Origin of the sequence: uncultured Actinobacillus sp. (genome assembly GCF_945915845.1) — a bacterium.
GTDB lineage: Bacteria > Pseudomonadota > Gammaproteobacteria > Enterobacterales > Pasteurellaceae > Exercitatus.
In genome coordinates this window covers 19,254-43,373 of the sequence record NZ_CAMEFX010000017.1, presented here as the reverse complement: position 1 = coordinate 43,373, position 24,120 = coordinate 19,254, and the positions used below count along the sequence as shown (strand labels likewise).

Below are 24,120 nucleotides of genomic sequence, written 5' to 3'. Positions count from 1 at the left end.
AAACCAGTGCGTGGAAAGCATTAGAACAGCATCAAGCCGCATTTGCTGATACCACCATTCAACAATTGTTTGCTCAAGATACGGAACGTTTTGCTAAATATTCATTAACTTTTAATAATGAAATATTAGTCGATTTTTCAAAAAATAAGATTAATCAAGAAACGTTGACATTATTACGTCAACTTGCGACGGAATGCGATTTAGACTCCGCTATTGATGCGATGTTTAGTGGCGAAAAAATTAACCGTACCGAAAATCGCGCGGTCTTACACACCGCATTGCGTAACCGTTCAAATACACCAGTATTAGTGGATGGTAAAGATGTGATGCCGGAGGTGAATGCGGTTTTAAATAAAATGCAAGCCTTCTGTGAGCGCGTAATTTCCGGCGAATGGAAAGGTTATACCGGCAAAGCGATTACGGATGTGATCAATATTGGTATTGGTGGTTCCGATTTAGGTCCATATATGGTAACCGAAGCGTTGCGTCCTTATAAAAATCACCTCACCATGCATTTTGTTTCTAACGTAGATGGTACTCATATCGCAGAAACACTGAAAAAAGTCAATCCGGAAACTACTTTAATCTTAGTGGCGTCAAAAACCTTTACTACACAAGAAACCATGACCAATGCACATTCAGCACGTGAATGGTTCTTAGCATCGGCAAAAGACGAAGCTCACGTAGCAAAACATTTTGCAGCACTTTCCACAAATGCCAAAGAAGTGGAAAAATTCGGTATTGATACCGCTAACATGTTTGAGTTCTGGGATTGGGTCGGCGGACGTTATTCTTTATGGTCAGCTATCGGTTTATCTATCGCATTATCTGTGGGTTTTGATAATTTTGTGGAATTGTTACGCGGTGCGCATGAAATGGATAAGCATTTCCGCCATACGCCAATTGAACAAAATATTCCAGCAACCTTAGCGCTTGTGGGATTATGGAATACCAATTTCTTAGGCGCACAAACAGAAGCGATTTTACCTTATGACCAATATTTACACCGTTTTGCAGCTTATTTCCAACAAGGCAACATGGAATCTAACGGTAAATACGTAGGTCGCGATGGCAAAGTGATTGACAGTTACCAAACCGGCCCGATTATTTGGGGTGAACCGGGTACAAACGGTCAACATGCGTTCTATCAATTAATTCACCAAGGTACAACTTTAATTCCTTGTGATTTTATTGCGCCAGCACAAACCCATAATCCATTAGCGGATCATCATGCCAAATTACTTTCAAACTTCTTTGCGCAAACAGAAGCCTTAGCTTTCGGTAAAACCAAAGAAGAAGTGGAAGCGGAATTTGTGAAAGCAGGCAAATCTTTAGAGGATGTGAAAGATATTGTGCCATTTAAAGTGTTCCAAGGTAACAAACCAACGAACTCTATCTTGTTACAAAAAATCACACCGTTCAGCTTAGGTGCATTAATTGCCCTGTATGAACACAAAATCTTTGTACAAGGCGTTATCTTTAATATCTACAGCTTTGACCAATGGGGCGTAGAGTTAGGTAAACAACTAGCAAACCGCATCTTGCCTGAACTTGCCGGTAATGAACAAGTTTCAAGCCACGACAGCTCAACCAATGGCTTAATCAACCAATTCAAAGCTTGGCGTTAATTTTCACCTTAATTTATGGTGATTATTTTGGGGCGAAAGATGTTTCGCCCCTACAGTTATTTTCTCAAATCTCACTCAGTCATCACAATGGACACACGCAGTGTGTCCCTACGATTTAGGTGAGACATTAAAAAATGGGCAATATCACGATCCCGTAGGGACAGGCTTTATTCCTGTCCACAAACGTAAAAACGGCGTGGGATTGATGAACATTTGTAGGGGCGAAAAATCTTTCGCCCCTATTTTTTTGTGAATTATGAACCTAATAATTCAGGCAGCACACAAACCGCATAAGCAAAAATAGCCAAGATAATTATAAGCAACATTTTTTCTAAAGCGGTTAATTTGATTTTGCCGTGAAATTGACGATTTGAATAAAGGAATAATGCAATACCAGGGACGTAAAGCACCACAGATAAAAGCAAATATTGCAAACCTGCCGCGTAAACGATCCATAAACCATAAATGGACGCCATAATACCTGTTAATTTCACAAACCATTTTGCCTGCGTTTGAAAAGCGAGTTTCGTTAAATACGCCCCAATTAAGAAGTAGGGGATCAGGATCATTGAGGTGGAAATCAGCAACAATGTGTTATAGCTTTGTTCAAACACCAACACCATCACCAAACATAATTGCACGATAAACCCGGTAAACCACAGAGAGTTTATCGGTGTTCCGTTGTCATTCAGCTTATCGAGAATTTTCGGGAAAGCACCATTTTTTGAACCTAAATAAGGCACTTCCGCCGAATACATTGTCCAGCTGACATAAGAGGCTAATACGGACACAATTAAACACGCCGTGATAATCACTTTGCCTGTTGGTCCCATCATCACATCGAGCAATGGTCCCATCGAAGGATTGGCTAAATTGGCAATGGTTTCACGGGGTAAAATGCCTAAAGACAGAATAGTAATGGCGACATATAAACCTAAGGCAATAATAATGCCCAAAACAGTGGCTAAGCCCACATCGCTTTTCTTTTTCGCGTGTGCCGATAAGATCGATGCACCTTCCACGCCGGTAAACACCCAAAGGGTAATTAACATGGTATCTTTTACTTGCGCTGTGGTGCTGTTGCCAAGTGCGGTGGCTTTTAGGTCAGATTTGAAAATGTCCACATCAAAATACCACAAGCCCAGCAAAATAAATAAGACCAACGGCGCGACTTTCACAAAGGTTGCCACTAAATTCACCGATGCCGCTTCCTTGATCCCACCTGCAATTAAAGCATGAACCAACCAAACGATAATCGATGCACCAATGAAAGACGCAATGGTATTTCCTTGACCAAAAATCACCGCACTTTCGCTGTCGGTAAATACACCCAAGCCTTCAAAGGCAACGGTTAAATAGCCCACAATCCCGATAGTTGCACAGAGCCAATAGCCCCAAGCCGACATAAAACCGAGTAAATCACCAAAGCCTTCGCGCGCGTAGGTATAAATACCGCCGTCTAAATCAGGACGCAGGCGAGAAATAAAGAAAAAAGAAAGTCCGAGAAAGATAATTCCGACGCCTGTAATGAGCCAGCCGATGGAAATTCCTTCTGCCCCCGCCACTGCCGCCATATTTTGAGGAAGACTAAAAATACCCGAACCAATCATGGAGCTCAACACTAACGCCGTGAGCGAGAGTAGTCCGATTTTTTTGTTTGACATAAAAAATCCTTATACACCTATGCTAAATTTTCGCTTAATACTTTGATAAATTCACGACCAATGCCACAGCAACCGCCTACAATTGTTGCACCTTGCTCTGTCCATTTTTTGGCCCAATCTAGATAGGATTCAGGGGTTAAATCTTTACGCACTTCATCCAAGCCATCATTGGCAGTCGCATCTTCGGGTTGTGGTGCAAAAGCATTGGCGTAAGCCCCTGTTTGAATATGAGTGGCATTAAGCTGTTTTAATGTTTCACGTGTTACAATTAACGCCTGCTCAATGACTTCAGGTTGGCAACAGTTAAACAGAATGGCAGATACGCCAATTTCAACCATTTTTTCCACCGCACTTTTTACCGTTTCACCTGAACGAAGTTGCGGCTCCGGTGTTGGTTTTTCGTCAATTAACGTAAAGGAAACCCACAACGGACGTTCATCTTTTGGCAATAATTTTTGCACTGAAACCGGCTCAATAATGGCACTTTGGGTTTCACAAAGCCACAAATCCACATAAGGCGAAAGTCCGTCAATAATAGGCTGGGCAATATCGGCAAAACGATCTTGCTCAATTAAATCTGCGCGATAAGAGCCAAACATAGGCGGCAAAGAACCGGCAATTTTGGTGGTTAAAACCCCTGAATTTTTCACCGCACTTTTTGCCAAACGCCCTGCTAAATCAGACAACATTTTGCCGTCTGCATGAAAGCGTTGTTCGCCAATATGGAATGGTACAACGGCGTAGCTATTGGTGGTGATGACTTGCGCACCGGCTTTGATAAATTCTTCATGTACTTGTTGTACTGCGGAAGGTTTTTCATATAAAGAAAGGGCAGACCATTCAGGTTGTTTGAAAGGCGCGTTTAAACGCATTAATTCACGGCTCATACCGCCATCTAAGATTGTGATTGACATAAAATTTCCTTAAATCCATCGTCTAACAGATTGTTTATAGTTTAAATATTGTTTACCAAATTTTTGTACTAAAAATTTTTCTTCAGGTTTAATTTGAAATTCGGTGAGATAGGCAATAAAACCGATAACTACCAGCACGCCCCATAAAGTTTCGCAAAATATTGTCCACGTCAATAGCCAAAGAGCAAGGCTCAAATACATTGGATTACGACTTAAGCGAAAAACACCCGTTGTAATTAATGTTGATGCTTGTTCAATTTTTTTAGGGCTTACAGTGGTTTTTGCTTGCCAAAATGTTAATAAACTAGCTAAAGCAATGACCAATCCAACGAAGAACAATACACTTGCTAATACCAAAAATGTAAAGTTTAACAATTCTGTTGTCGGTAGAAGTTTAATAATGGCAATACAGAGCAAAAATAAAACTGGTGGTGGAATTTTCAATTTCATGATTTTTCCTAAAAGAAACCGCACTTTAACAAATTTTGTCAAAAGTGCGGTGAGTTTTTTTCTATTTTGTTAGAACTTTATTGTATAAGTTATTACACGTTAAAGCGGAAATGCATCACATCGCCATCTTGAACGATATACTCTTTACCTTCTAAACGCCATTTACCTGCTTCTTTTGCACCGGTCTCGCCTTTGAATTGAATAAAATCTTCATAGGCAATGACTTCCGCACGGATAAAGCCACGTTCAAAGTCGGTATGAATAACCGCCGCCGCTTTTGGTGCCGTTGCACCAATAGACACTGTCCAAGCACGCACTTCTTTCACGCCGGCAGTGAAGTAAGTTTGTAAATTTAATAGCTTGTAACCTGCACGGATTACACGGTTTAATCCCGGTTCTTCAATGCCTAAATCTTGTAAGAACTCGATCTTTTCATCATCGTCAAGCTCAGCAATTTCCGCTTCAATCGCTGCACAAACAGGTACAACGACCGCATTTTCTTTTGCCGCAATTTCACGCACTTGGTCTAAATAAGGGTTGTTTTCAAAGCCGTCTTCATTCACGTTGGCAATGTACATGGTTGGCTTTAAGGTTAAAAAGTTATAACCTTTGATAGCGTGCAATTCATCTTTATCCAACTCAACAGAACGGATCATACCGCCATTTTCTAAGGTCGGTAGGATTTTTTCCATAATGGAAAGCTCAAATTTCGCGTCTTTGTCGCCGCCTTTGGCACGTTTTTGTAAACGTTGGATAGCACGTTCACAGCTATCTAAATCCGCTAGGGCTAATTCCGTATTGATTACTTCAATATCATCAAGTGGGCTGATTTTGCCTGCAACGTGAACAATATCATCATTCTCAAAACAGCGAACAACGTGACCAATGGCATCGGTTTCACGGATATTCGCTAAGAATTTATTACCTAAACCTTCGCCTTTACTTGCCCCAGCCACTAAGCCTGCAATATCCACAAATTCCATCGTAGTTGGCAATACACGTTCTGGCTTAACGATTTCCGCCAACGCATCTAAACGTGGATCTGGCATAGGCACAACGCCTGTGTTTGGTTCAATGGTACAGAACGGATAGTTTGCCGCTTCGATACCCGCTTTAGTTAATGCATTAAAAAGAGTGGATTTACCTACGTTTGGTAAACCGACAATGCCACATTTAAATCCCATTTTATTTTCCTATTAATTACATTTTTTGTAAGATATTTCTTTTCCCAATTTAGCTGTTACTTTTGGATCATCTGATGTTATTGGAACCAATTCGTTAATAAATAATACACATCCTAATCCCGTCTTACTTTCTGGAACCTCAATCGTACCGTAAGAAATTTCATAGTCTTTACCCGCCTCAGGAGTAAATTCGCCACGAATATCGCACGAATAAATATCAAATTGACTGCCACGGATAAAAGTCGGTTTACCTGCTATAATTAGCTGTTCCGTAAAAGAAATTGTATCAGTGAATGAATCACGTTGCAGAGCTTGAACACTACTAGTGGTCAATGGCATACCAATACTTATATTTTTCAATGTACGCTTAGGTAAACCATTGTGCATATTATCTTTACTAAACGGATTACGGCTGATGCCTTTTTTCTTTTTATCTTCAATATCTTGACAACTTGTATCACTAAGAACCTTAGTTGTTGCATTGCCATTATTGTTATAAACACGAATACGAGCTTCACTTTGTGGATCATAATCAACTTTTTTAGTTACAAGTACAGCTCTTGCCGAACAAGCAGATAATATAATTGTACAAAGAGTTATTAATACACTTTTTTTCATATTTTTTCCTTATATTTTAAAGCTATTTAATCGGTTTGTCGCTTTGACAATCCCTTCTTTGAACAGCAGTTCCACGCAACGGCTTGCTTCATCAATCGCAGCGTTAATTTTTTCTTGATCCTGCGGTGCGGCTTTGCTTAATACATAACCGGCGACCAATTCTTTGCTACCGGGGTGATTGATACCAATACGAATCCGATAGAAATTATTGTTATTGCCTAACGCCGCTACAATATCTTTCAAACCGTTATGTCCACCATGACCGCCACCTTGCTTGATTTTTGCTACACCACAAGGCAAATCTAATTCATCGTGAGCAACTACAATTTGTTCAGGTTTAATACGAAAGAAATTCGCCAACGCGCCAACCGCTTTTCCACTCAAATTCATAAAAGTTGTGGGAACAAGCAACCAAACCTCGCCGCCGGCAGTCGAAATTTTAGCGGTTTTGCCAAAATATTTGGCGTCATCTTTAAGGGTTACGTTGTACATCCTCGCCAGCTCATTAATCAGCCATTCGCCAGCGTTATGGCGCGTGCCTTCATATTTTGCCCCGGGATTGCCAAGACCAACAATCAATTTGATTTCAGACATTTTTTATATTTCCCATATGAAATAGGCGCGTATTGTACTTGAAACCTGTTTTTTTCTCAATGTAGAAAATTAATGGCAGGTTTTGTGTTGATTCATGAATGTGAACAAGGTGAGAATGTGGCACCCATTCATAGAAATGAAAAATAATCTCTCCATGCAGGTGATGAAAAAAATGTGAATTTGCGATAGCATTAGGGTTTTGCAAGGGCAGACCTTAGGGTATAAACAATGAAAATTGCATTAGGCATTGAATATAACGGTAAAAATTATTTTGGTTGGCAGCGGCAAGAAAAAGTCTTGAGCGTGCAAGAAGAATTGGAAAAAGCCTTGTCTTTTGTAGCCAATGAGAAAATTGAGGTGTTTTGCGCCGGACGGACGGATAGTGGTGTGCATGGTACGGGGCAAGTGGTGCATTTTGAAACGGAGGCGGTGCGCCCTGAGAAAGCATGGGCATTTGGGACGAATGCGAATTTGCCTGATGATATTGCGGTGAAATGGGCGAAGGTGGTAGATGATGATTTTCATGCGCGTTTTTCCGCTACAGCACGCCGTTATCGTTATGTGATTTATGGGAATAAGTTACGTTCTGCGATTTTGCCTTATGGGGTGACACATACACATTTGGCACTCGATCATCAAAAAATGCATCAAGCCGGGCAATTTTTGTTAGGGGAAAATGATTTTTCCTCTTTTCGCGCGGCACAATGTCAGTCGCACACACCTTGGCGTAATGTGCATCATTTGCAGGTTTCACGCTATGGGGATTATGTTGTGGTGGATATTAAAGCGAATGCGTTTGTGCATCATATGGTGCGAAATATTGTGGGCAGTTTGATGGAAGTCGGGTGTGGTCGTCAACCTGTGGAATGGATTAAATGGTTGTTGGAACAAAAAGACCGTAAATTAGCTGCCCCTACCGCTAAACCTGATGGGTTGTATTTGGTTCGCGTAGATTATCCTGAAAAATTTCATTTACCCCAAACGCCCATGGGACCGCTGTTTTTTTCCTGAAACATAGCGTTTGTCATCAGTCTGAAGCCGCCCGTATGGCGGTTTTTTTATGCCCAATTTCATTATGTGGTGAGATTGGCAGCTTGTCTGTTATGCGCTATAATTTACCGCACTTTTTTATTGTTGTATAAATAGTTATGAGCCAGTTTTTTTATATTCACCCTGAAAATCCACAGCCGCGGTTGATTAATCAAGCCGTGGAGATTTTAAAAAAAGGGGGAGTGATTGTTTATCCTACGGACTCCGGTTATGCCTTGGGTTGTTCTATTGGGGATAAACATGCGATGGATCGTATTGTGGCTATTCGTCATTTGCCGGAAGGACATAATTTTACTTTGGTCTGTAGCGATTTATCGGAGCTTTCCCATTATTCGACGGTATCTAATCAAGCCTATCGTTTGATTAAAAATAATACCCCGGGACGTTATACCTTTATTTTGACGGCAACGAAAGAATTGCCGCGCCGTTTGATGACATCAAAACGTAAAACCATTGGGTTGCGTGTGCCTGATAATCAAATTGCGTTGGATTTGTTAAAAGCTCTTGGTGAGCCAATTTTATCTTGTTCATTGATGTTACCAAATGAGGAGCATTTAACTTATGCAGATCCTGAAGAAATTCGTGATCGCCTAGAACGTCAGGTGGATTTGATTATTCATGGCGGTTATTTAGGACAAGAACCAACAACAGTGGTGGATTTAACGGAAGATACCCCTGTTATATTACGAGAAGGTTCGGGCAGTATTGAGCCTTTTATTTAACACTTTTTATACTTTTGTGACGCTTGTGAAAGCGACAAGGAATACTTATGAAATTTCAAACATCTCGTCAAAAACATTCGGAACATCAACCGCGCTTTAATCGTCATGAGCGCGCTGATGATAACCGTTCATCTCGTTCCCGTCAGGGGCAGCAAGCACGCTCTGTGACAAAACATTCGGAAGAAAAAGCAAAGTTCGAACGTAAGCCGTTGCCTATGCGTAAACCTAAACCAGCAGTCACTGTTGAGCGTAAGCCTACTGTGCCAGGTGAAAAATTACAGAAAGTTTTGGCCAATGCCGGGCAAGGGTCTCGCCGTGAAATTGAAGCGATTATTGCGGAAGGGCGTGTGTCTGTAGATGGTAAAATTGCCGCATTGGGTGACCGCGTCACAGTGCATGCCGGTTTAAAAATTCGTATTGATGGGCATGTGGTGAATTTAAATGCGGTACAGAAAGAAGTGTGCCGTGTGTTGATGTATTACAAACCTGAAGGGGAGCTTTGTACGCGTCATGATCCGGAAGGGCGTGCAACGGTATTTGATCGTTTGCCGCGTTTAACCGGCTCACGCTGGATTGCGGTGGGACGTTTGGATATTAACACGTCGGGCTTGTTGTTGTTTACCACTGATGGTGAGTTAGCCAATCGTTTGATGCATCCTAGTCAGGAAGTTGAGCGTGAATATTCTGTGCGTGTTTTTGGTGAAGTGGATGAGGCGATGCTTAATCGTTTGCGTAAAGGCGTGCAGTTAGAAGATGGTCCTGCTCATTTTAAAACCATTAAAGCCGTGGGCGGAACCGGGTTAAATCAGTGGTTTGATGTGACTTTAATGGAAGGTCGTAATCGAGAAGTGCGCCGTTTATGGGAAAGCCAAGGTATTCAAGTTAGCCGATTGATTCGTATTCGTTATGGTAATATTCAATTAATGAAAACGTTGCCGCGCGGTGGTTGGGAAGAAATGGATTTGGAAAATGTGAACTATTTGCGTGAATTGGTGGGATTACCGCCTGAAACGGAATCGAAGTTAGATGTGACTAAATCTAAACGCCGTGCGAAAACCGGACAAATTCGCCGTGCAGTAAAACGTTATTCAGAAGCAACGAAACGCTACAAAAAATAAGGTGACCAATGAAAATCCAACAATTACGCTATATCGTTGAAATCGCTAATCAAAATCTTAATGTAACCGAAGCGGCCAATGTGCTTTACACTTCGCAGCCCGGTATTAGTAAACAGGTTCGTTTGTTAGAAGATGAATTGGGGTTAGAGATTTTTGAGCGCAACGGTAAAAATCTTAAAGCGGTAACGCCTGCAGGCAAAAAGATTATTGCGATTGCTCGTGAGTTATTGGTTAAAACCCAAGCAATTCGTGCTATTGCAGATGAATATACACAACCTGATCATGGGGTATTGCGTATTGCTACCACGAATACACAAGCACGCTATATGTTGCCGGCTGTGGTGGAAAAATTTTCTAAAAAATATCCGAATGTGAGTTTGCATGTTCACCAAGGTTCGCCAAATCAGTTGTCTGATGCGTTGTTATCAGGGGAGGTGGATTTTGCTATTGTCACGGAAGCGCAATATTTATTTAATGATGTGATTTTGTTGCCTTGCTATAAATGGAATCGTTCTATTGTGGTCAAACCTGATCATCCTTTGGCGAAACTTAAGAAAGTGACCATTGAAGACTTGGGGAAATATCCTTTAGTGACTTATACCTTTGGTTTTACAGGGCAATCCGATCTAGACTACGCCTTTAATAGCGCGGGAATTTTACCTAATATTGTGTTTATGGCGACCGATGCGGATGTGATTAAAACCTATGTGAAGTTGGGATTTGGCGTGGGGATTATTGCCTCTATGGCATATACTGAAGCAGATTCGGATTTGGTGGCAATTGATGCAAGCCATTTATTTAAATCCAGCACGACACAAATTGCCTTTAAGCGCAGTATTTTTTTACGCAATTATATGTATGATTTTATCAATGATTTTTCACCGCACTTAACTCGTCAGAATGTGGAAAAAGCGGAAAGTTTGCAAGATAACACCGCAATTCAGAAACTTTTCGAGAAAGTAAAATTAGAAGAAAGATAGGCGGAAATCGCGACATAATCGGAGAAATATCATGCACTTTCTTGTTATCGCCATTCTTTGTAGTGTGTCTGTATCGGTGTTATTTAAGCTGACAAAGAAATTTAATATTGTGATTCCTCAAATGATTGCCGTGGGGTATCTCGTGGCATTGTCTTTAAGTCATTTTTTATTAAAACCTGACTTTCAAGGATTGAGCTTTACAGAATTTTTTGTGCAAAGTTCTGCTATGCCGATATTTTTAGCCTTAGGGGTGCTTTTACCCTTAGGGTTTATGGTGATGTCAAAAGCGGTTGAATATGGTGGGATTGTGCGGACGGACGCAGCGCAACGTTTGGCGTTGTTTTTGCAAATCATTGCCGCAGTGACCCTATTTGACGAAACCCTGACCGATTTCCGTATTGTAGGTACAGTTATTGCTTTTGCCGCATTATTTTGTTTGCTGTTTAAACCGGCAAGTGCGGTAGAAAATGCCTTTAAAGCGACATTGGCGTTGGCTGGGGTTTGGTTAATTTGGGGAACTTCAGGCATTTTGTATAAGAAAACCGCATTAATGGGCGGTGCATTTCCAACCACTTTATTTATTTCCTTCAGCCTTGCAGCGGTCATTATGTTTACGGTGTTGTTATTGAAACGTACTCAATGGACAGTGCCGAGTTTTGTGGGCGGTTTGCTGTTGGGCTGTCTGAATTTTGGTAATATTCTGTTTTATATTTATGCCCATCAGTATTTTAAAGAAAACCCAACCATTGTCTTTGCGACCATGGATTTAGGCGTGATTTGTTTGGGCGCGTTAGTGGGCGCGTGGGCGTTTAAAGAGCGTTTGAGTAAAGTGAATATAACAGGGATTACCTTGGGCGTTTGCGCGATTATTTTGATGTATATTGAAAAATTGCTGTAAATCTACCGCTAACTCAAACTTAACTCATTATTTTGAAAACATATTATGGAACAACAAATTACGATTGAAATTGCTTATGCCTTGCCCAATAAGCATTATCTGAAAAAATTTAATCTCAACAAAGAAGCCACGGTGCAAATTGCAATTTTGCAATCGGGGATTTTAGAGCAATATAAAGAGATTGATTTACGCGAGAACAAGGTGGGCATTTTTGGTCGTCCTGTGAAATTAACGGATGGATTGAAAAACGGCGATCGTATTGAAATTTACCGTCCTTTATTGGCTGATCCAAAAGAAATTCGCCGTCAACGCGCGGCACAACAGCAACAAGATGCAAAAAAATAAGATATTATGCACCAGTTGTACAAGACGGTCGTTGAGCCTGTCGAAACGTAAGTCTTGTGCAGTCGCTGAAATGTCTATGGTTCGACAAGCTCACCAACCGCCATTTCAGCTGTGCAAGTGCGACATAATCCCGAAAAAATAAGCGCAACAAGAGAATACCTATGAATTATTGTTTACCCAATGAAATTACCCCTGAAATCTTTTTACGTGATTATTGGCAGAAAAAGCCTTTGGTGGTTCGTAACGCCTTACCACAAATTGTGGGCATGTTTGAGCCGGCGGATATTTTTGAGTTGGCAACTAACGAAGAGGCGACCGCACGTTTAGTAAAGCAGTACACGGATGACGATTGGCGGGTAAAACTCGGTGGTATTACGGAAGCGGATTTAGCAGATGTGCCTGAAAAATGGTCGGTGCTGGTGCAAAATATGGAACAATGGTCGGAAGAATTGGGGGAAATGTGGAACGCTTTCGGCTTTATTCCTCAATGGCAACGCGATGATATTATGGTGTCTTATGCACCCCAAGGGGGCTCCGTGGGTAAGCATTATGATGAATATGATGTGTTTTTGGTGCAAGGCTATGGGCATCGCCGTTGGCAAGTGGGGAAATGGTGCGACCCGAGTACAGAATTTAAACCGAATCAACCTATTCGTATTTTTGATGATATGGGCGAATTGGTCATTGATGAAGTGATGGCACCGGGGGATTTATTGTACATCCCTTCGCGCATGGCGCATTATGGCGTGGCGCAAGATGATTGCCTAACCTTTTCCTTTGGTTTGCGTTATCCCAATTTAGCGGATTTGTTGGAAAATATTAACCGCGGTTTTTGTCATCAAGATGACCGATTAAATTTAACGGAATTTTTAGTGCCCTTACGTTTAAGCCAATCAGAGCAAAAAACAGGTTTGTTGGGGCAAGCGGAAATTCAAGCCATGAAAACCCAATTCTTACAAACCTTATCCCAATCTGCGGAGTTTGACCGTTTATTCCAACAAGCGGTTGCGACAACGGTAACTTCTCGCCGTTATGAAATGTTGGTATCGGATGAACTTTCCGAGCCTGATGAAGTACAAGAATGGCTGGAAGATGGTGCGGTGTTGGTGCAGGATAATAACTGTAAATTAGCTTATTTGGCAGAACCGTTGGAAATTTATGCCAATGGGGAATGGTTGGATGAGCTAAATGCCTTGGAAAAAACGGTGTTAAAACGTTTGGCGGATGGCGAAGCCTTGGATTGGGCAACCTTGCAAGCCCTTGTGGCAGCACAGCAATCCGATGACGATTTAATGTTGCTGTTAATCGATAGTATTTGTAACTGGTTGGATGACGGTTGGGTGTTGTGCCAATAAAGCCCCTAGAATCTTAGCTGAATTTATGGTTAAATACGCGAAATTTTTCGTTTTAACAAAAAGGTTAAAAAATGAGTTGGATTGACAGAATTTTTAGTAGAGAGAAAACCACTTCGGATTCACGCCGAGCGAATGTACCGGAAGGCGTTTGGACGAAGTGTACTTCCTGTGAACAAGTTTTATATCGTGATGAGTTAAAACGTCATTTAGAAGTTTGTCCGAAATGTGGACATCATATGCGTATTGATGCACGTGAGCGTTTGGAAGCCTTATTAGATAAAGGTAGCCTTGTTGAAATTTCAGCCGAGCTTGAACCGAAAGATATTTTGAAATTTAAAGATTTGAAAAAATATTCTGATCGTATTAAAGCTGCGCAAAAAGAAACCGGTGAAAAAGATGCTTTAATCACTGTTTCAGGTACGCTTTACGGCATGCCAATCGTCGCTGCTGCGTCAAACTTTAGTTTTATGGGCGGTTCAATGGGCTCTGTTGTGGGCGCAAAATTTGTTAAAGCCGCGGAAGAAGCCATTGCGAAAAATTGTCCGTTTGTGTGTTTTTCAGCCTCAGGCGGTGCGCGTATGCAAGAAGCGTTATTCTCATTAATGCAAATGGCGAAAACCAGTGCGGTATTGGCAAAAATGAAAGAAAAAGGAGTACCGTTTATTTCGGTGTTAACAGATCCTACTTTAGGTGGGGTTTCAGCAAGTTTTGCCATGTTGGGGGATTTAAATATTGCAGAACCCAAAGCGTTAATTGGTTTTGCCGGTCCACGTGTTATTGAACAAACTGTACGTGAAAAATTACCGGAAGGTTTCCAACGTGCAGAGTTCTTATTAGAGCATGGTGCCATTGATATGATCGTAAAACGCGCTGAAATGCGTGAGAAATTGGCAAGTGTGTTAAGTAAATTAACGCGTCAATCTTCGCCATTTATCGAACCTGAAGTCATTAGTCATAATTAAACAACGATTAAGAAAATGATGAAACATAATTTAAAAGCCACTTCGACTCTTGCCGAGTGGCTTTCTTATTTGGAAAATGCCCATTTTAAAGCCATTGATTTGGGGCTTGAGCGCGTAAAATCTGTGGCGGAACATTTGGATTTATTGCGTCCTGCGCCTTATGTGATTACTGTAGGCGGAACCAATGGCAAGGGGACGACTTGTCGGTTGTTGGAAACAATTTTATTGAATGCCGGGTTTCGTGTGGGGGTTTATTCTTCGCCCCATTTGATTCGTTATAACGAACGCGTTCGTATTCAAAATCAAGATGTCGCCGATGAATTACACACGGCATCCTTTGCCTTTATTGAAGCCAACAAAAATCAGTCTTTAACCTATTTTGAATTTAGCACTTTATCCGCCTTGCACTTGTTTAAACAGGCTAATTTGGATGTGGTGATTTTGGAAGTTGGGTTAGGTGGACGTTTAGATGCGACCAATATTGTGGATGCGGATTTAGCGGTAATTACCAGTATTGATATCGATCACGTGGATTTTTTAGGGGACAATCGCGAAAAAATTGGGTTTGAGAAAGCAGGAATTTTTCGAGCCAATAAGCCTGTGATCATTGGTGAACCTGATGTGCCACAATCTATGCTTGAGCAAGCAGAACGTTTGCATTGTGTGGTGTCTTGTCGTGATAAAGATTGGCAATTTTACCCACAAGAAAACAGTTGGTGTTGGCAGAATGCTGAAGTGCGGTTAGAAAATTTACCTCTTTGTCAGATTCCATTGCCAAATGCGGCTACGGCATTGGCGGCGGTAAAAGCCTTGCCTTTTACCATTTCAGAACAGATTATTCGTCAATCGCTTCAATCCGTTGAATTAACAGGACGTTTTCAAACGTTGAAAAATGAAGCCTTGGCGAAGCTGGCAAATAAGGCAGGATTCTCTTTGACGGAGATGCCGCGTGTGATGATTGATGTGGGACATAATCCTCATGCTGCACGTTATTTGGCTGAAAAATTAACCGCACTTAAGGCACAAACCACCGGTAAAATCATGGCGGTTTTTGGCTTATTGAAAGATAAAGATGCGGCGGGGGTGATTGAACCGCTGTTATCGGTCATTGACCAATGGTATTGTGTCACCTTAGATGTGCCGCGTGGACAGAGCAGTACAGCTTTACAAACGAAGTTATTGTCGGTTGCACAAGAAAAACGCGTGCATACGTTTACTGCAATAAGTGTGGAAGACGGCGTTAAACAAGCCTTACAAAGTGCGGTGAAAAATGATGTCGTTTTAGTATTTGGGTCATTTCATACGGTGGGTGAGTTTTTGGCGTTTATTGATAAGTAACGCTTGGCAAAACAACCTAGCCCGATCAGGGCTAGGTTCATTAAACTTCGCACCGTTGGGGCCGAAGCTAATCGCTATTCTAAGTGCGCGACATCATTCATTTTTTCTACGGTAAATGTTACTTTGCCGTCTTTTTGTTGATAACGAACAACGTTAATCGCTGTATTGCGGATGGATTCGCTGTAACCTTCTTCGCGGTGATTTTGCCAGCTTGCACCGTTGAATAATCCCATTAATAAGCGGATGGTGTGTCCGTGGGAAACCACTAAAATATTGCCGCTTGGGTGGACTTTGGCAATGTCGTGAATAGCTTTCATGGCACGCTCAGCCACTTTATCCCAAGTTTCGCCGCCGTTGCTTTCTGCTTTGTAATTAGCAGGGTCTTCCAGCATTAATTGAAATTCTTTCAACGGGCGGATTAACTCGACATTTTGCCCTTCCCAAGAACCAAAATATTGTTCATTTAAGCCGTTATGTTGGAAAAGTGGAATATCCCGTTGACCTAAGATATGGTTGGCGGTGTCAATGGTGCGTTGTAAACAGCTTGAATAAGCGCAACAAAAGGTACGTCAGCGAGTGCTTTTCCGGTTAGTTGTGCGCCTTTAACGCCTTCTTCCGTTAAATTTGAATTGCCTGAGCCTTGCATTAAGCCTTGATCATTCCAAATGGTGCGACCGTGGCGGATGAGATAAAAGGTGAGTTCTTTTTGCATAATAATTCCTTGATTGAAAATAGCATAAGTCTATCGCAAATAGCGTCTAATTAAAATGAAAAATCCTTTGCAAGTTGGGTTCAAAAGTCATATCCTAAACGCAATTTTTTCGCAGGATAATGGATGTTTTTTATGCAGTCAAAAGCTAAATATCGCAAAGATTACAAAACCCCTGATTTTACCGTTACCGATATTTCCCTTGATTTTCAATTAGATCCCAACCATACCGTTGTTACCGCGGTTTCAACATTCCAACGTTTAAACAATGCTGCTACGGAATTACGCCTTGATGGACACAGCTTTCAGTTTGTTTCTATTAAATTTAACGGCGAAAATTTCACCGCCTATCAACAAGATGGCGAAGGCTTGACGTTAGATTTAAGTGGGCAAAGTGCGGAGCAATTTGAATTAGAAATTGTGACGAATTTAGTGCCCGCCACGAATACGTCATTGCAAGGGCTTTATCAATCAGGCGAAGGCATCTGTACCCAATGCGAAGCGGAAGGTTTCCGTCAAATTACTTATTTCTTAGACCGTCCTGACGTGTTGGCGCGTTATCATGTGCGTATTACGGCAGACAAAACCCATTATCCTTTCTTGCTTTCAAACGGTAATCGTATCGCTTGTGGGGAATTAGACAATGGTCGCCATTGGGTCGAATGGCAAGATCCGTTCCCGAAACCGAGTTATTTATTTGCTTTGGTGGCCGGTGATTTTGATTTGTTGAAAGACAGTTTTGTGACTAAAAGTGGTCGTCAGGTTGCCTTAGAATTATATGTGGATCGCGGTAATTTAGACCGCGCCCATTGGGCAATGCAGAGCCTGAAAAAAGCCATGAAATGGGATGAAGACCGTTTTGACTTGGAATATGATTTAGATATTTATATGATCGTTGCGGTGGATTTCTTTAATATGGGTGCGATGGAAAATAAAGGCTTGAATGTATTCAATTCAAAATTTGTCTTAGCAAATCCACAAACTGCAACGGATGATGATTATCTTGCTATTGAATCGGTGATCGGTCATGAATATTTCCATAACTGGACAGGTAATCGTGTGACTTGTCGCGATTGGTTCCAGTTGAGCTTAAAAGAAGGCTTAACGGTTTTCCGTGATCAAGAATTTTCTTCAGATACCGGCTCTCGTGCGGTAAATCGAATTAATAATGTGAAATTATTACGTACCGCACAATTTGCCGAAGATGCGAGTCCAATGGCTCATCCAATTCGTCCTGAAAAAGTGTTAGAAATGAATAACTTCTATACGATGACGGTATATGAAAAAGGGGCAGAGGTCATTCGGATGATGCATACCCTGTTAGGGGAAAAAGGATTCCAAGCCGGGATGAAACTGTATATTGCGGAAAATGACGGAAAAGCGGCGACTTGTGAAGACTTTGTTTCAGCGATGGAGCGTGCTTCCGGTGTGGATTTAACCCAATTCCGTCGTTGGTATAGCCAATCAGGGACACCTGAATTGAGTATTTCAGACCGTTATGATGAAAAGACACATCGTTATCAACTTATTGTGTCACAAATGACTCCGCCGACAGCGGATCAAATGGATAAAGCGAATTTGCATATTCCATTAAAGATTGCGTTATATGATTTGAATGGCATGCCGCAAATGTTGGTCAATAATGGGGAAGTGGTGAGTGATGTGTTGAATGTGACACAGCGTGATCAGATTTTTGAATTTGCAGATATTAAATCATGCCCGGTACCCGCGTTGCTTTGTGATTTCTCTGCACCGGTAAAATTAGATTACGATTATAGCACCGCACAGTTGATTACGTTACTTCAATATGCTCAAAATGAGTTTGTGCGTTGGGATGCGATGCAGATGCTATTCTCTCAGGAATTACGTCGCAATTTGGCCTTACATCAAGACGGGTTGCCACTTGAATTTTCACCAGAAATTTTAGCCGCACTTTCTTATATTCTTACAGACTACAAGCAAAATGTTGAGCTGACTACGTTGATTTTAACTTTGCCAAAAGAAACAGAGTTTGCAGAAACCTTTAAAACAATCGATCCTGAAGGGATTTTTATGGTACGCGATTTTATGCAACGTGCCATTGCGGAACATTTAAAACCGCAGCTTTTAGAGGTGTACAACCAAATTCATTTGGATGAATATCGTATTAATACTCAAGACATTGCATTACGTGGGTTACGTAATGCCTGTTTACAATATCTTGCCTTTACGGATATTGGTAACACCTTGGTGAATAAGCATTATTTGTATGCCAATAATATGACGGATAGTTTGAGTGCCTTAAATGCCGCCACGAAAGCACAATTAATGTGTCGCGATAATTTGTTGCGTGATTTTGAAGAAAAATGGCATCAAGATGGTTTGGTGATGGATAAATGGTTTGCCTTACAAGCAACACGTCCTGATGGGAATGTGTTGTCGATTGTGCAACAATTAATGGCACATCCAAGCTTTAATTTTAATAATCCAAATCGGTTGCGTGCGTTGGTCGGAAGTTTTGTCAATCAAAATCCACAGGCATTCCATCGTGCAGACGGTTCAGGTTATCGTTTCTTAACGGATATTTTGCTTAAATTAAATGAGAGCAATCCACAAGTTGCTGCACGTTTAATTGAACCCTTAATTCGTTTTGGGCGTTATGATGGTCAACGTCAAACCTTGATGAAACGTGCATTGGAACGTTTAAATGAAGTAGAAAATTTATCTAAAGATTTATTTGAAAAAATTGAGAAAGCGTTAAATTCTTGATGAATTGACCGCACTTTTAACTCGGAGTAGAAAAAACACATCATGCTATATCCATTGATTAAAAAAGGTATTTTTGCGTTAGAACCTGAAACAGCGCATGATCTTGCTATTCAAACCTTAAAAATTGCAGGTCATCCTTTATTAAATCAACTGCTTAAAAGCTTGTTGGCTTGTCCGAAAGGCAATGAAAAAACAGTGATGGGGGTGAAATTTAAAAACCCTATCGGTTTGGCGGCCGGGGCAGATAAAAATGCAGAAGCCATTGACGGTTTTGGCGCAATGGGTTTTGGTTTTATTGAAGTGGGGACAGTTACCCCATTGGCACAAGACGGTAATGCCAAGCCGCGTCAATTCCGTGTAATTGAAGCGGAAGGGATCATTAATCGTAATGGCTTTAATAATAACGGTATTGATTATTTAATTGAAAACGTAAAAAAAGCACGCTTTGACGGTACATTGGGGATTAATATTGGAAAAAATAAAATCACCCCTATTGAGCATGGTAAAGATGATTATATTTTCTGTTTGAATAAAGCCTATAACTATGCGGATTATATTACGGTGAATATTTCCTCTCCCAATACGCCGGATTTACGTACGTTGCAATATGGTGATGCTTTAGATGATTTGTTAAAAGGCATTAAAGAACGTCAAAAAATTCTAGCCGATCAATATAATAAATATGTGCCTATTGCGGTTAAAATTGCACCGGATTTAACGGAGGCGGAGTTAGTGCAAATTGCTGATACATTACAACGTCACAAAATGGATGGGGTGATTGCAACAAATACGACCATTTCTCGTGATACGGTTGCCGGATTGCCTTATGCCACAGAAATGGGTGGGTTAAGCGGTAAGCCGTTACAGCATAAAAGTACGGAAATTATTCGCCGGTTACATCAGGAACTAAAAGGTGAGATTCCAATTATTGGGAGTGGTGGTATTGATGGTATTCAAAATGCACAAGAAAAAATGGCTGCCGGAGCGGAATTATTACAGGTATATTCAGGTTTAATTTATCATGGACCTGCTTTAGTTAAACAGTTGGTTCAAGAAATTAAATGACAACACCAGTCTATGATTTACATTGCCACAGTACGGCATCTGACGGTATTTTAACACCGGCAGAATTAGTGCAACGCGCGGCTGAGCAGGGTGTCAATGTATTGGCTTTAACGGATCATGATAGTATTTCCGGCATTCCTGACGCGCGAAAGCAAGCGGAACAATGCGGTATTAGACTGATTAATGGTGTGGAAATTTCGACAGAATGGGAAAACCGCGGTATTCATATTGTCGGCTTAGGGTTTGATGAAACCTCCCCTGAAATGACCGCACTTTTGCAACAACAAGCAGAAACGCGTTTACAACGTGCTATCCAAATTGGTGAGAAACTAGAAAAAATCGGTGTACCTCATGCCTTTGAAGGTGCGAAAAGTTTAGCCAATGGGGAAGTGACGCGCGCACATTATGCGCGTTATTTGGTGCAAATTGGTAAGGTGTCGAATGAAAATCAAGCCTTTAAGAAATATCTTTCGCAAGGTAAATCTTGTTATGTCAAATCGGCTTGGGTAGATATTCCCACTGCCATTCATGTTATTCATCAATCAGGTGGCTTAGCGGTACTTGCTCATCCTTTGCGTTATACTATGACGACACGTTGGCTTAAACGTCTTATTGCGGAATTTAAGGAATGGGGTGGTGATGGTTTAGAAGTCGCCGGAAGCGGACAAACCGCTGACCAACGCCATTTACTTGCACGTTGGGCAAAAGAGCATGAATTGTTGGGATCCGTAGGTTCTGACTTCCATTTTCCTTGTGGTTGGATTGAGCTAGGTAAATCTTTGTGGTTGCCTGAAAATATAAAGCCAATTTGGGATGTGTTGAAATAGGTTACCTAGCACGCGCCGTGCTAGGTTTATTAAACTCAATCCGGCTAGTGCTAAAGAACGCACTATAAATAACTGACAAATGTTTCTAATTTACCGGTCTTAGGTTCTTTTTCCACACGTTCTTCTGCTGTGCCAAGCATAATTAATGCCACAATTTCATCTTGTTCCTGACAGTGAAAAGCTCGGCGTAGAGCCGGGCCTTTGACCCATTTTCCCGTAATCCAAACATTATCAAAACCTAAATCTTGGGCAGCAAGTTGGATACCATAGGCCGCGCAACCGGCGGTTAATAATTGTTCCCATGCCGGCACTTTTTCTATGTTATTATCTATTTTGGCTACCACGCCAATAATCATAGGTTTTTGACATATACCTTCAATTTTATGAAATTGGCGTTCATCTAAATTCATAGTCGTCGCGTCTTCTCTGAGTATTGCCGCTAATCGGGTTAAGCCTTCTTTTTCTATGACGATAAAATGATAGGGCTGTAATTTGCCGTGATCAGGGGTGCGTAGGGCAGCTTGAAAAATCTGTTCCAGTTGTTCTTGATTTGGTGCCGGTGCAACAAGCTTTTTATTTGAACGGCGAGTTTGCAATAATTTAACGGTATTCATCGTGGTATTCCTCATGTCTTTAAGCGCAAGCACAGATAACAGAAGTGTTTTGGTCTGTGCTAAAATGCTCTGTCATTTTTATTCTGTGAGATTATGCAATTGTTTGAAATTATAATACAAACTGATGATTTTATCATTATCAATAAACCCCATGGAATCAGTGTACATAAGGATGCTGAACCACTTGGGTTAACCACATTAGTCGCACAACAATTAAAGTTACCTCAAGTATGGTTGGTTCATCGTTTAGATAAGGTGACTTCTGGATTATTAATTTTAGCCTTAAATGAAAAGGCCGCCGCAACCTTATCAGGCTTATTTGCTCAGCATAAAATTCAAAAAACCTATCTTGCATTATCGGAGTTTAAGCCGAAGAAAAAACAAGGATTGATTATCGGAGATATGGAAAAAGCACGGCGTGGAGCTTGGAAGTTACGGAAATCTAAAGAAAATCCTGCGATTACACGATTTTATTCCGTAAGCTGTGAACCTCATTTGCGTTTATTTCTATTAAAACCGCAAACCGGCAAAACGCATCAGTTGCGCGTTGCTATGAAAAGTTTGGGTAGCCCTATTTTGGGGGATGAACTATATGGAGGAAATCAGAGGAATATTGACCGCACTTATTTGCATGCTTATCGCTTAGAATTTGAGTATCTCGGTAAAACTTATGATGTCTGTTTTTCGCCTGAAAAAATGGCAAAGTGTGGTGAGTTTTTTAAGAAAATGTCTGTTCAACAGCAAATTTCGCAAATAAACAGTGAAAATGCGTGATTTTTTAATGAGTTAGTATTATCATTGTGGCTGTTTTTAAACTATTATTGTGATTAAAGAAGGATGGGTATGCAAAACCTTAAAGAATTAACCGAACAGGCACTTGCGACACTGGATAATTTACAGGATAAAGGCTTAGAGGCATTAGAAAATTTCCGAGTAGAATATTTTGGTAAAAAAGGCCATTTCACTCAATTAATGCAAGGCTTGCGTGATGTTTCTGCTGAAGAGCGTCCAGCTATTGGTGCTAAAATTAATGAAGCCAAACAAATCGTGCTAGATGCACTTAATGGAAAAAAAGAAGACATTGAACGTGCGGCATTAAATGCTAAATTAGAAAATGAACGTATTGATGTGTCTTTACCAGGGCGTAAAGTGGAAGTTGGCGGTTTGCATCCTGTTTCTATTACTATTGAACGTGTGACGAAATTCTTCTCTGAATTAGGTTTTAGTGTTGAAAGTGGCCCTGAAATTGAAAGTGATTACTATAACTTTGATGCGTTGAATATTCCGAAACATCATCCGGCTCGTGCAGATCACGATACATTCTGGTTTAATCCTGAATTATTGTTACGTACTCAAACATCGGGTGTGCAAATTCGTACCATGGAGAAAAAACAGCCTCCAATTCGCATTATGGCACCTGGGCGTGTTTATCGTAATGACTACGACCAAACGCATACCCCTATGTTCCATCAAATTGAATTGCTTTACGTGGATAAAAAAGCGAACTTTACTGAATTGAAAGGGTTGCTACACGATTTCTTGCGAGCATTCTTTGAAGAAGATTTGCAAGTACGTTTCCGTCCGTCTTATTTCCCATTCACAGAGCCATCTGCGGAAGTGGATGTTATGGGGAAAAATGGTAAATGGTTAGAAGTTTTGGGTTGCGGTATGGTGCATCCAAATGTATTGCGTAACGTGGGTATTGATCCGAATGAATATAGCGGTTTCGCTGTAGGCATGGGGGTCGAGCGTTTAACCATGCTTCGCTACAACGTCACAGATTTACGTTCATTCTTTGAAAATGACTTACGATTCTTAAAACAATTTAAATAGGAATGTGCAATGAAAAAATTCATCATGCTTTCACTGGGTTTGGCGATAAGCGCGGTTGCTAATGCTAATGAAGTTGGCTCACAGCCGTCACCACAAGTGGCCCAACCCATTGCAGTGCTTCAGGTGTTTGATACGAGTGGTAAAGAACCAAAGTTGTTGAAAGGGAATCGCTTATCTCGTGCCAAAGCACGTAATGTTTGTGTTACGGTGGGAAATGTTGTGGTGGAAGAGGACAACCTCTTTGCACAATATTTGCAAGCGCCTGCTGCAATTGACTTGGATATTCCGCCTGAAATCGCAAAAATTGAATCTGTGGAAGAAAAGAAAAATTATTTAATCTCAAGAAATGTGGTCAAAGCAGAAATGCCTAACAATCAATTTATGTTCTGTTGGAAATTTAATGCCAACGATCCTATTGGGGAATATAAATTAGATACGCAATTTAATAATGCGATTTTCAAAGATTTGAAATTTACAGTAATAAAATAAGAAGTGAGAAAAAAG

General features: G+C 40.9%; 23 protein-coding genes and 1 pseudogene. 16 read left to right on the top strand and 8 right to left on the bottom strand.

What is annotated here, in order from left to right; all coding sequences use genetic code 11:
* Positions 1-1,628, top strand: a 1,628-nt coding sequence (gene pgi, locus Q0O89_RS05830) for a glucose-6-phosphate isomerase (protein ID WP_293730789.1), incomplete at its 5' end; no start/stop codon positions are given.
* Positions 1,629-1,882: 254 nt separating this feature from the next.
* On the opposite strand, the gene Q0O89_RS05825 is transcribed toward pgi, so the two are convergent.
* The 6 genes from Q0O89_RS05825 to pth all read right to left on the bottom strand — a co-directional run bounded on the left by Q0O89_RS05825 (position 1,883) and on the right by pth (position 7,052).
* The gene (locus tag Q0O89_RS05825; protein WP_293730788.1) at positions 1,883-3,292 is read right to left on the bottom strand and encodes a basic amino acid/polyamine antiporter; all 1,410 of its coding nucleotides are present in this window, start codon (positions 3,290-3,292) and stop codon (positions 1,883-1,885) included.
* Between the two features lie 17 nt (positions 3,293-3,309).
* Positions 3,310-4,206 (bottom strand): homocysteine S-methyltransferase family protein, encoded by an 897-nt coding sequence (locus tag Q0O89_RS05820; RefSeq protein ID WP_293730787.1) that lies wholly within the window; start codon positions 4,204-4,206, stop codon positions 3,310-3,312.
* 9 nt (positions 4,207-4,215) lie between these two features.
* Positions 4,216-4,656, bottom strand: a complete 441-nt coding sequence (locus Q0O89_RS05815) for an isoprenylcysteine carboxylmethyltransferase family protein (RefSeq protein WP_293730786.1) — start codon at positions 4,654-4,656, stop codon at positions 4,216-4,218.
* Positions 4,657-4,748: 92 nt separating this feature from the next.
* A complete protein-coding gene (gene ychF / locus Q0O89_RS05810) occupies positions 4,749-5,840 on the bottom strand; it encodes a redox-regulated ATPase YchF (protein ID WP_276984210.1) in 1,092 nt (363 codons plus the stop codon).
* A 12-nt stretch (positions 5,841-5,852) separates the two neighbouring features.
* Complete coding sequence (locus tag Q0O89_RS05805) at positions 5,853-6,458, bottom strand: hypothetical protein (protein WP_293730785.1); 606 nt, start codon at positions 6,456-6,458, stop codon at positions 5,853-5,855.
* Between the two features lie 9 nt (positions 6,459-6,467).
* Positions 6,468-7,052 (bottom strand): aminoacyl-tRNA hydrolase, encoded by a 585-nt coding sequence (pth, locus tag Q0O89_RS05800; RefSeq protein WP_293730784.1) that lies wholly within the window; start codon positions 7,050-7,052, stop codon positions 6,468-6,470.
* A 228-nt stretch (positions 7,053-7,280) separates the two neighbouring features.
* Between pth and truA the strand changes: the two genes are divergently transcribed.
* From truA to folC, 9 genes are all read left to right on the top strand, one after another.
* Positions 7,281-8,063 carry a tRNA pseudouridine(38-40) synthase TruA gene (truA, locus tag Q0O89_RS05795; RefSeq protein WP_293730782.1) on the top strand — a complete coding sequence of 261 codons (783 nt, stop codon included), beginning with the start codon at positions 7,281-7,283 and terminating at the stop codon, positions 8,061-8,063.
* 137 nt (positions 8,064-8,200) lie between these two features.
* On the top strand, positions 8,201-8,824 hold the full coding sequence (locus Q0O89_RS05790) for an L-threonylcarbamoyladenylate synthase (protein WP_293730781.1): 624 nt from the start codon (positions 8,201-8,203) through the stop codon (positions 8,822-8,824).
* A 47-nt stretch (positions 8,825-8,871) separates the two neighbouring features.
* Complete coding sequence (gene rluB / locus Q0O89_RS05785) at positions 8,872-9,942, top strand: 23S rRNA pseudouridine(2605) synthase RluB (RefSeq protein WP_293730780.1); 1,071 nt, start codon at positions 8,872-8,874, stop codon at positions 9,940-9,942.
* Positions 9,943-9,950: 8 nt separating this feature from the next.
* Positions 9,951-10,922: an HTH-type transcriptional regulator CysB gene (cysB, locus tag Q0O89_RS05780; protein ID WP_293730779.1), complete on the top strand. Its 972-nt coding sequence runs from the start codon at positions 9,951-9,953 to the stop codon at positions 10,920-10,922.
* Positions 10,923-10,953: 31 nt separating this feature from the next.
* Positions 10,954-11,820, top strand: a complete 867-nt coding sequence (locus Q0O89_RS05775; RefSeq protein ID WP_293730778.1) for an EamA/RhaT family transporter — start codon at positions 10,954-10,956, stop codon at positions 11,818-11,820.
* A 45-nt stretch (positions 11,821-11,865) separates the two neighbouring features.
* Entirely contained in the window at positions 11,866-12,165 is a 300-nt protein-coding gene (locus Q0O89_RS05770; RefSeq protein ID WP_135710586.1) for an RnfH family protein, read from the top strand.
* Between the two features lie 161 nt (positions 12,166-12,326).
* Positions 12,327-13,520, top strand: a complete 1,194-nt coding sequence (locus Q0O89_RS05765; RefSeq protein ID WP_293730777.1) for a cupin domain-containing protein — start codon at positions 12,327-12,329, stop codon at positions 13,518-13,520.
* A gap of 71 nt (positions 13,521-13,591) precedes the next feature.
* A complete protein-coding gene (gene accD, locus Q0O89_RS05760) occupies positions 13,592-14,482 on the top strand; it encodes an acetyl-CoA carboxylase, carboxyltransferase subunit beta (protein ID WP_273315013.1) in 891 nt (296 codons plus the stop codon).
* Positions 14,483-14,500: 18 nt separating this feature from the next.
* Entirely contained in the window at positions 14,501-15,820 is a 1,320-nt protein-coding gene (gene folC / locus Q0O89_RS05755; protein WP_293730791.1) for a bifunctional tetrahydrofolate synthase/dihydrofolate synthase, read from the top strand.
* A gap of 74 nt (positions 15,821-15,894) precedes the next feature.
* Here the strand turns inward: folC and Q0O89_RS05750 are convergent.
* Positions 15,895-16,532: pseudogene (locus Q0O89_RS05750) on the bottom strand (histidine phosphatase family protein).
* 132 nt (positions 16,533-16,664) lie between these two features.
* On the opposite strand from Q0O89_RS05750, the gene pepN reads away from it, so the two are divergent.
* From pepN to Q0O89_RS05735, 3 genes are read left to right on the top strand one after another with little or no spacing between them, the layout of a single operon-like run.
* A complete protein-coding gene (gene pepN / locus Q0O89_RS05745) occupies positions 16,665-19,277 on the top strand; it encodes an aminopeptidase N (protein WP_293730775.1) in 2,613 nt (870 codons plus the stop codon).
* Positions 19,278-19,319: 42 nt separating this feature from the next.
* Entirely contained in the window at positions 19,320-20,342 is a 1,023-nt protein-coding gene (pyrD, locus tag Q0O89_RS05740; protein ID WP_293730774.1) for a quinone-dependent dihydroorotate dehydrogenase, read from the top strand.
* A complete protein-coding gene (locus tag Q0O89_RS05735; RefSeq protein WP_293730773.1) occupies positions 20,339-21,169 on the top strand; it encodes a PHP domain-containing protein in 831 nt (276 codons plus the stop codon). The genes pyrD and Q0O89_RS05735 overlap by 4 nt, the downstream gene beginning before the upstream one ends.
* 62 nt (positions 21,170-21,231) lie before the next feature.
* Here the strand turns inward: Q0O89_RS05735 and Q0O89_RS05730 are convergent, their stop codons facing one another.
* A complete protein-coding gene (locus Q0O89_RS05730; RefSeq protein WP_293730772.1) occupies positions 21,232-21,783 on the bottom strand; it encodes a nitroreductase family protein in 552 nt (183 codons plus the stop codon).
* Positions 21,784-21,876: 93 nt separating this feature from the next.
* Here Q0O89_RS05730 and Q0O89_RS05725 point away from each other — a divergent pair, with 93 nt between their 5' ends.
* The 3 genes from Q0O89_RS05725 (at position 21,877) to Q0O89_RS05715 (ending at position 24,105) form a co-directional block, all read left to right on the top strand.
* Complete coding sequence (locus tag Q0O89_RS05725; protein WP_293730771.1) at positions 21,877-22,557, top strand: TIGR01621 family pseudouridine synthase; 681 nt, start codon at positions 21,877-21,879, stop codon at positions 22,555-22,557.
* A 69-nt stretch (positions 22,558-22,626) separates the two neighbouring features.
* Positions 22,627-23,616: a phenylalanine--tRNA ligase subunit alpha gene (gene pheS / locus Q0O89_RS05720; RefSeq protein WP_293730770.1), complete on the top strand. Its 990-nt coding sequence runs from the start codon at positions 22,627-22,629 to the stop codon at positions 23,614-23,616.
* 9 nt (positions 23,617-23,625) lie between these two features.
* Positions 23,626-24,105, top strand: a complete 480-nt coding sequence (locus Q0O89_RS05715) for a hypothetical protein (RefSeq protein WP_293730769.1) — start codon at positions 23,626-23,628, stop codon at positions 24,103-24,105.
* Positions 24,106-24,120 lie beyond the last annotated feature (15 nt).

What these genes read in the sequence shown, in the direction of transcription:
- Q0O89_RS05715 (WP_293730769.1), top strand. Translation starts at nt 23,626, where the DNA reads ATGAAAAAATTCATCATGCTTTCACTGGGTTTGGCGATAAGCGCGGTT.
- ychF (WP_276984210.1), bottom strand. Translation starts at nt 5,840, where the DNA reads ATGGGATTTAAATGTGGCATTGTCGGTTTACCAAACGTAGGTAAATCC.
- Q0O89_RS05815 (WP_293730786.1), bottom strand. Translation starts at nt 4,656, where the DNA reads ATGAAATTGAAAATTCCACCACCAGTTTTATTTTTGCTCTGTATTGCC.
- folC (WP_293730791.1), top strand. Translation starts at nt 14,501, where the DNA reads ATGAAACATAATTTAAAAGCCACTTCGACTCTTGCCGAGTGGCTTTCT.
- Q0O89_RS05735 (WP_293730773.1), top strand. Translation starts at nt 20,339, where the DNA reads ATGACAACACCAGTCTATGATTTACATTGCCACAGTACGGCATCTGAC.
- rluB (WP_293730780.1), top strand. Translation starts at nt 8,872, where the DNA reads ATGAAATTTCAAACATCTCGTCAAAAACATTCGGAACATCAACCGCGC.
- pth (WP_293730784.1), bottom strand. Translation starts at nt 7,052, where the DNA reads ATGTCTGAAATCAAATTGATTGTTGGTCTTGGCAATCCCGGGGCAAAA.
- accD (WP_273315013.1), top strand. Translation starts at nt 13,592, where the DNA reads ATGAGTTGGATTGACAGAATTTTTAGTAGAGAGAAAACCACTTCGGAT.
- Q0O89_RS05770 (WP_135710586.1), top strand. Translation starts at nt 11,866, where the DNA reads ATGGAACAACAAATTACGATTGAAATTGCTTATGCCTTGCCCAATAAG.
- Q0O89_RS05725 (WP_293730771.1), top strand. Translation starts at nt 21,877, where the DNA reads ATGCAATTGTTTGAAATTATAATACAAACTGATGATTTTATCATTATC.
- pheS (WP_293730770.1), top strand. Translation starts at nt 22,627, where the DNA reads ATGCAAAACCTTAAAGAATTAACCGAACAGGCACTTGCGACACTGGAT.
- pyrD (WP_293730774.1), top strand. Translation starts at nt 19,320, where the DNA reads ATGCTATATCCATTGATTAAAAAAGGTATTTTTGCGTTAGAACCTGAA.
- pepN (WP_293730775.1), top strand. Translation starts at nt 16,665, where the DNA reads ATGCAGTCAAAAGCTAAATATCGCAAAGATTACAAAACCCCTGATTTT.
- truA (WP_293730782.1), top strand. Translation starts at nt 7,281, where the DNA reads ATGAAAATTGCATTAGGCATTGAATATAACGGTAAAAATTATTTTGGT.
- Q0O89_RS05765 (WP_293730777.1), top strand. Translation starts at nt 12,327, where the DNA reads ATGAATTATTGTTTACCCAATGAAATTACCCCTGAAATCTTTTTACGT.
- Q0O89_RS05805 (WP_293730785.1), bottom strand. Translation starts at nt 6,458, where the DNA reads ATGAAAAAAAGTGTATTAATAACTCTTTGTACAATTATATTATCTGCT.
- Q0O89_RS05790 (WP_293730781.1), top strand. Translation starts at nt 8,201, where the DNA reads ATGAGCCAGTTTTTTTATATTCACCCTGAAAATCCACAGCCGCGGTTG.
- Q0O89_RS05730 (WP_293730772.1), bottom strand. Translation starts at nt 21,783, where the DNA reads ATGAATACCGTTAAATTATTGCAAACTCGCCGTTCAAATAAAAAGCTT.
- Q0O89_RS05825 (WP_293730788.1), bottom strand. Translation starts at nt 3,292, where the DNA reads ATGTCAAACAAAAAAATCGGACTACTCTCGCTCACGGCGTTAGTGTTG.
- Q0O89_RS05775 (WP_293730778.1), top strand. Translation starts at nt 10,954, where the DNA reads ATGCACTTTCTTGTTATCGCCATTCTTTGTAGTGTGTCTGTATCGGTG.
- Q0O89_RS05820 (WP_293730787.1), bottom strand. Translation starts at nt 4,206, where the DNA reads ATGTCAATCACAATCTTAGATGGCGGTATGAGCCGTGAATTAATGCGT.
- cysB (WP_293730779.1), top strand. Translation starts at nt 9,951, where the DNA reads ATGAAAATCCAACAATTACGCTATATCGTTGAAATCGCTAATCAAAAT.